The sequence below is a fragment of the Streptomyces sp. NPDC002032 genome (assembly GCF_042890765.1).
Taxonomy (GTDB): domain Bacteria; phylum Actinomycetota; class Actinomycetes; order Streptomycetales; family Streptomycetaceae; genus Streptomyces.
The window spans coordinates 1-6,347 of the sequence record NZ_JBIASM010000038.1 but is presented as its reverse complement, the minus strand read 5'-3'; the positions used below and the strand labels follow the sequence as shown (position 1 = coordinate 6,347).

Sequence of the window (6,347 nt, the reverse complement as noted above, 5' to 3'; positions counted from 1 at the left end):
GTGCGTCGATTTATTTTTTTTGTTTTTGGGGGGGGGGGGCCCCCCCCCCCCCGCGGGGCCGGCCGCCACCAAACCGCCCCCGCCGCCGCCCCCCCCCCCCCCCCGGCCCCCCCCCCCGCCCCCACCCGACCATCCCGCCCCCGCCCCCACCCCCACCCCCACCCCCACCGGAGGAGACATGGCCCCACCAGTGCACGCCGCCCCCCAGGCGTCCGGCATCACCACCCTCACCCTGGACTCCCCGGCCAACCGCAACGCCCTCTCCAGCGCCCTCGTCGCCGCCCTCCGCGCGGCCCTCGCCACCGCCGCCGCCGACCCCGGCACCAGGGCCGTCGTCCTCACCCACACCGGCACCACCTTCTGCGCGGGCGCCGACCTCAAGTCCCCCTGCGACCCCGCCGACTTCCTCGCCCTGCTCCGCGAGATCGCCGAGCTGCGCGTACCGGTCGTCGCCCGCGTCACCGGCCACGTCCGGGCCGGCGGCCTCGGCCTGCTCGGCGCCTGCGACATCGCCGCGGCCGGCCCGGACTCCTCCTTCGCGCTGACCGAGACGCACCTCGGCCTCGCCCCGGCGGTCATCTCGATCCCCCTGCTGCCGCGGCTCGACCCCCGCGCGGCCAACCGCTACTTCCTGACCGGCGAGCGGTTCGACGCCGCCGAAGCGGCCCGCATCGGCCTGCTCACGCTCCACACCGGCCCCGGCGAGGACCTCGACCAGGCCCTCCGGCCCGTCCTCGACGGACTCCGCAAGGCCGCCCCCCGCGCGCTCGCGGAGACGAAGGCGCTCGTCACCGCCGGCCTCCGGGCCGGCCTCGCCGAGCAGGGCCCCCGCCTGACGGAGCTCTCCGCCCGGCTCTTCGCCTCCGACGAGGCCCGCGAGGGCATCACCGCCCGCTTCGAACGCCGGGACCCCTCATGGGCACGCTGACCACGGGCGCCCCCGGGCCCGCCACCACCCCCCGTCAGGAACCGAAGCAGGCCCGCAGCAGGGTCACCCGCCGCCACCTCCTGGAGGCGGCGGTGTCCTGCCTGGCGGACCACGGCTGGGCGGGCTCCACCGTCGGCGTGGTCGCCGAACGCGCGGGGGTCTCCCGCGGCGCGGCCCAGCACCACTTCCGCACCCGGGAGGAGCTCTTCACGGCGGCCGTCGAGTACGTCGCCGAGGAACGCTCCACCGCCCTGCGAGAGCTCTTCCACGCCGCCCCCGCCCCGCGTCCGGCGGTCGTCGAGGCCCTGATCGACCTGTACACCGGCGCGCTCTTCCGGGCCGCCCTCCAACTCTGGGTGGCGGCCTCCAACGAGGAGCAGCTGCGCCCCCGGGTCACCGAGCTGGAGGCCCGCGTGGGCCGGGAGACCCACCGCATCGCGGTGGAACTGCTGGGCGCCGACGAGTCGGTGCCCGGCGTACGGGAGACCGTGCAGGGCCTCCTGGACATGGCCCGGGGCCTGGGCCTGGCCAACGTCCTCACCGACGACACGGCCCGCCGGGCCCGGGTGGTCGCGCAGTGGTCCCGCATCATCGACGCGGCCCTCACGTAAACCGGCGCCCCACCCGCACCCACCAGGCACCCGCACCCACGAGGCACCCGCACCCACCAGGCACCCGCACCCACGAGGCACCCGCACCCACAAAGCACCCGCACCCACCAGGCACCCGCACCAAGCAAGAAGCGGACCCCCACCCCCCCAAGCCAAGGGCGCCGCCCCCCACGGGATGCGGCGCCCTCCCCCGAACCGCCGGAGGCCTAGGCGGTCTCGGCGATGTCCGCGTACCCCTCGATGTCCGCGGGGTTGCGCCGCCCCGGCCCGATGTAGCGGGCCGACGGCCGCACCAGCCGCCCGGTGCGCTTCTGCTCCAGGATGTGCGCCGACCAGCCGGCGGTACGGGCGCAGCTGAACATGGAGGTGAACATGTGCGCCGGGACCTCCGCGAAGTCCAGCATGATCGCGGCCCAGAACTCCACGTTGGTTGCCAGGACCCGGTCCGGCCGGCGGGCGTGCAGCTCCTCCAGCGCGGCCTTCTCCAGCGCGGCGGCCACCTCGTAGCGCGGGGCGTCCAGCTCCTTGGCCGTGCGCCGCAGCACGCGGGCGCGCGGGTCCTCGGCCCGGTAGACGCGGTGCCCGAAGCCCATCAGGCGTTCGCCCTTGTCCAGGGCCTTCTTCACGTAGGCCACGGCGTCGCCGGTGCGCTCGATCTCCTCGATCATGCCGAGCACGCGGGACGGCGCCCCGCCGTGCAGCGGCCCGGACATCGCGCCCACCGCGCCGGACAGCGCGGCGGCGACGTCGGCGCCCGTCGACGCGATCACCCGCGCGGTGAAGGTGGAGGCGTTCATGCCGTGCTCGGCGGCGGAGGTCCAGTAGGCGTCGACGGCCTTGACGTGGCGCGGGTCCGGCTCGCCCCGCCAGCGGATCATGAACCGCTCGACGACGGACTCGGCCTTGTCGATCTCGCGCTGCGGAACCATCGGCAGGCCCTGGCCGCGGGCGGACTGGGCGACGTAGGACAGCGCCATGACGGCGGCCCGCGCCAGGTCGTCGCGCGCGGTCGCCTCGTCGATGTCGAGCAGCGGTTTCAGGCCCCACACGGGCGCGAGCATGGCGAGCGCGGACTGCACGTCGACGCGGATGTCGCCCGAGTGCACCGGGATGGGGAAGGGCTCGGCGGCCGGCAGGCCGGGGTTGAACGCACCGTCGACCAGCAGGCCCCAGACGTTCCCGAAGGAGACGTGGCCGACCAGGTCTTCGATGTCCACCCCCCGGTAGCGGAGCGATCCGCCTTCCTTGTCGGGCTCGGCGATCTCCGTCTCGAACGCGACGACCCCTTCGAGTCCGGGTACGAAATCGGACATCAGGCGGCTCCTCAGATAGTGCGAACACGCGCGGCTCCCGGCGTGATTCGCGGTCCGGCGCGGTCATCCCCGTTGATGCCCGGCACGGCCGATGGTCATCCGTGCGGGGACCCTCGGACCGGCCCCAAGATTTTGTCCGTTCGGCCCGGGCTGCGGAAGCGTGACATACGGCACACCCGCCGCCGCCGTCCTGCGGCAGGATGGCCCGCGTGACCCATCAGGACCTTGACCCCGCCGTCATGCGCAGGCAGTACCGCTCCGAGCTCGTCGATGAGGGGGCCCTGGCGGACACCCCCATGGCGCAGTTCGCCCGCTGGTTCCAGCAGGCCGCCGTCGCGCACGTCTTCGAACCCAACGCGATGGTCGTCTCGACGGCCACCCCCGAGGGCCGCCCCAGCTCCCGTACGGTGCTGCTCAAGCAGTTCGACGAGCGGGGCTTCGTCTTCTTCACCAACTACGGATCCCGCAAGGGCCGCGAGATCGACGCGAACCCGTACGTCTCGCTGCTCTTCCCCTGGCATCCGATCGCCCGGCAGGTCATCGTCACCGGGACCGCCACCCGGACCGGCCGCGACGAGACGGCCGCCTACTTCCGGTCCCGGCCGCACGGCTCGCAGCTGGGCGCCTGGGCGAGCGAGCAGTCCACGGTGATCGCCTCGCGCGCGGAGCTGGACCGCCGGTACGCGGAGCTGGAGGCGCGCTACCCGGAGGGCGAGCAGGTCCCGGTGCCGCCGGAGTGGGGCGGGCTGCGGGTGGTGCCCGACGCGGTGGAGTTCTGGCAGGGCCACGAGAACCGGCTGCACGACCGGCTCCGCTACGTCCTCGACGGCGAGAAGTGGCACGTGGAGCGCCTCTGCCCGTGAGGTCCGGGGCCGGGCGGGCCGAGCGGTCCGGGCGGTCCGAGCGGTCCGGGCCGGGACATGCAGACGACCCGCGGGCTCGGGTTCCTCTCCTGCAGTGAGAGGAGCCGGCCGGACGTACCGGCGAGCCCGCGGGTCGGGTGACTGCTTGGGATTGGCGCTCGGCGAACCCGCCGGGCACCGCACTGGGTGCGTGCGACGACGGGCCGTTAGCCCGCAGTCACCTCACGCGTCCGGTTTCCGTACATTTCGGGAACCACCTCCCTTCTCGTGTACGGCAGAGCCTAGGCCTCGTCGCAAAGCTCCTCAACCCTATTTTCCGGGCCCTTCCCCGGTTCCTTCCCCGGCTTCGAGTGCCCCTCCCAACTACCCTTCTCCGCAAGGGAGTCGCTCCCTACACTGGCTCTCCGCCATCGGGGGAGGGGTGTCATGAACACCGAGCTGCTGCCGCGCGACTACCGGATCCGGTCCCAGCAGATGTCCGCCGTCTACGTCGCCGTCGGGATCGGCACGCCGGGGACCGTCCTGTCCGTGATCACCCTGGACGACGTGCCCGGCGGGGTGAAACTGCTGCTCATCGTCGCGGTGCTGGCCCTCTTCGGCTGGCTGGTGTGGGCCTCGAAGCACTGCGCGACCTCCGCCGACCTCAAGGGCATCAGGGTGCGCCGCTTCACCGGGAGCCGCCGGCTGGCCTGGGAGGACGTCCAGGAGATCCGGGCCGTGCCCAATCCCAGCGCGGCCATGGCCAAGAACCAGCCGCGCACGATCTCGTACGCGTACGACGCCACCGGGCGCCGCGTCCAGCTCATGTACGTGGACGACAACCACGTGGACGTCGCCCGCGAGATCGCCCTGATCAGGGCCGCCTGGGAGGAGCTGCGCGGCCCGGACTGGGCCCCCGACCCGCGGGCGCGGGCCCGGATGGACCGGCAGGCCGTCCGCGAGGGCCGGGTGATGACGGGGACGGTCTGGGGCTGCGGGATCTTCCTCGTGGTCTTCCTCGTCGCGCTGGTCCTGATCGTCACCGCCGACTGACCGCGCCGGAGGTCGGGGGCGACTGATCGGACATTCCGGGATGATTCCGGGAAGCGGGTGTGGTGTGGGTCACGTTCCAGTTCAATGATCTGACGTGCCGCACACGCGAACACCTGCAGGGGGTGCCAGGTGAGTGCTTCCGGACGTTCCGATACCGCCGCCGACGATCTGCTCGCAGCGCTGCTCGACGGGATGGACGCCGCCCTGTGCGCGTTCGACTCCGACGGCGTGATCACCCACTGGAACCGCGAAGCCGAGCGCGTCCTCGGCTGGAGCGCCGCCGAGGCCGTCGGCCGCCGCGGCTTCGCGGGCTGGGCCGCGCGCCCCGCCGACGCGGACGACGTGCAGGAGCTCCTGATGGCGGCCCAGCACGCGGCGGGCCGCCAGGTCCACGAATTCGCCCTGCTGACCAAGGAGGGCGGCCGGATCCTCGTCCGCACCCAGTCCGCCGGGGTGACGGGCGCCGACGGGAAACCCGCCGGGGTCTACTGCGCCTTCAGCGAGGTGCACGCCCAGATCGACCTGGAACGCTCCATCGCCCTCAGCGAGGCGCTGATGGAGGACGCCTCCTGGGGGGTCGTCCTCGTCGACGTGGACCTGCGCCCGGCGGTGGTCAACACGCACGCGGCCCGCGCCTTCGGAGCGGGCCCCACCGCACTGCTCGGACGGCCGCTCGGGGACCTGCTCGCGCAGGGCGTCGAGGAGCTGGAGGGCGCGCTCCAGCACGTACTGGCCGAAGGGGCGCCGCCCGCTCCGCTGGAGCTGTGGGTGTCGGTGAAGACCTCCGAGGGGGTGCGCCGGCGCTGCTGGCGCTGCGGGTTCCTGCGGCTGGCCTCGCCGCTCGCGGAGGAGCCGGTCCCGCTGGGGGTCGGCTGGCTGTTCCAGGACGTCACCGAGGCCCGGCAGGCCGAGCTGGACACCGGCCAACTGCGTTTCCGGGCCAACCAGCTGCACCGGGCGGGGCGGGCCGCCGCCGAGTGCGGGGACCCGGCGGAGGCGGCCGCCGTCCGGCTGGACTTCGCCCTGGCCGGGTTCGCGGAGCACGCGCTGGTCGATCTGCTGCGGGCGGCGGGCCCCGAGCGCAGGCTCGTCCGCTCGGGCGTCTCCTCGTCCGGGCTGGCCCTGCTGCTGCCCGGGCCCGGCGCGATCCCCGTCCGCTACGAGGCCTCCCACCCGGCGCTCCAGGCGCTGGACCGGATCGGCCCGGTGCGGGCCAGCGCCCCCGGCGGCGAACCGGCCGACCAGTGGGCCGACGCCCGCCAGTGGCCGCGAGGGTCCGCCCACGCCCTCTGCACGGTGCTCCGCAGCCGCGGCCGCACCCTGGGCGCCCTGACCTTCCTGCGCGGCCCCTCGCGCGCCGCCTTCGACCGCGCGGACGCCCTGTACGCCGAGGAGGTGGCGGCCCGGGTCGCGGCCGACCTGGACCTGGCGGCGGGCGGCCCGCCGCCGTAGTTCCGCTGCCCTGGTCCCGCTGCCCTGAGGGGTGTCCGGTTGGGGCCGCAGGCGGCTAGTGCCGCGTCAGGCAACGTTCGCCCCGTCGCGGCGTCCGGCACGCCCTCTCGCCGCACCGGCCGAAAGCCCGAGTACGTCCAGTACGAGC

6 protein-coding genes are annotated in these 6,347 nt (G+C 74.3%); 5 read left to right on the top strand and 1 reads right to left on the bottom strand.

The features are described 5' to 3' along the window. Nucleotides 1–178: 178 nt before the first annotated feature. Together ACFYYT_RS36450 and ACFYYT_RS36445 are read left to right on the top strand one after the other, a co-directional pair. On the top strand, nt 179–928 hold the full coding sequence (locus tag ACFYYT_RS36450) for an enoyl-CoA hydratase family protein (RefSeq protein WP_351830743.1): 750 nt from the start codon (nt 179–181) through the stop codon (nt 926–928). Further along, entirely contained in the window at nt 916–1,539 is a 624-nt protein-coding gene (locus ACFYYT_RS36445; protein WP_351830740.1) for a TetR/AcrR family transcriptional regulator, read from the top strand. The genes ACFYYT_RS36450 and ACFYYT_RS36445 overlap by 13 nt, the downstream gene beginning before the upstream one ends. A 206-nt stretch (nt 1,540–1,745) precedes the next feature. Here ACFYYT_RS36445 and ACFYYT_RS36440 read toward each other — a convergent pair whose 3' ends face one another. Further along, nucleotides 1,746–2,852: a citrate synthase 2 gene (locus tag ACFYYT_RS36440; RefSeq protein WP_351830738.1), complete on the bottom strand. Its 1,107-nt coding sequence runs from the start codon at nt 2,850–2,852 to the stop codon at nt 1,746–1,748. A 200-nt stretch (nt 2,853–3,052) separates the two neighbouring features. Between ACFYYT_RS36440 and pdxH the strand changes: the two genes are divergently transcribed. The 3 genes from pdxH to ACFYYT_RS36425 all read left to right on the top strand — a co-directional run bounded on the left by pdxH (nt 3,053) and on the right by ACFYYT_RS36425 (nt 6,199). Then, nucleotides 3,053–3,715 (top strand): pyridoxamine 5'-phosphate oxidase, encoded by a 663-nt coding sequence (gene pdxH / locus ACFYYT_RS36435; protein WP_351830736.1) that lies wholly within the window; start codon nt 3,053–3,055, stop codon nt 3,713–3,715. 426 nt (nt 3,716–4,141) lie between these two features. After that, nucleotides 4,142–4,747 (top strand): PH domain-containing protein, encoded by a 606-nt coding sequence (locus tag ACFYYT_RS36430; protein ID WP_351830734.1) that lies wholly within the window; start codon nt 4,142–4,144, stop codon nt 4,745–4,747. A 129-nt stretch (nt 4,748–4,876) separates the two neighbouring features. Then, a complete protein-coding gene (locus tag ACFYYT_RS36425) occupies nt 4,877–6,199 on the top strand; it encodes a PAS domain-containing protein (protein ID WP_351830732.1) in 1,323 nt (440 codons plus the stop codon). Nucleotides 6,200–6,347 lie beyond the last annotated feature (148 nt).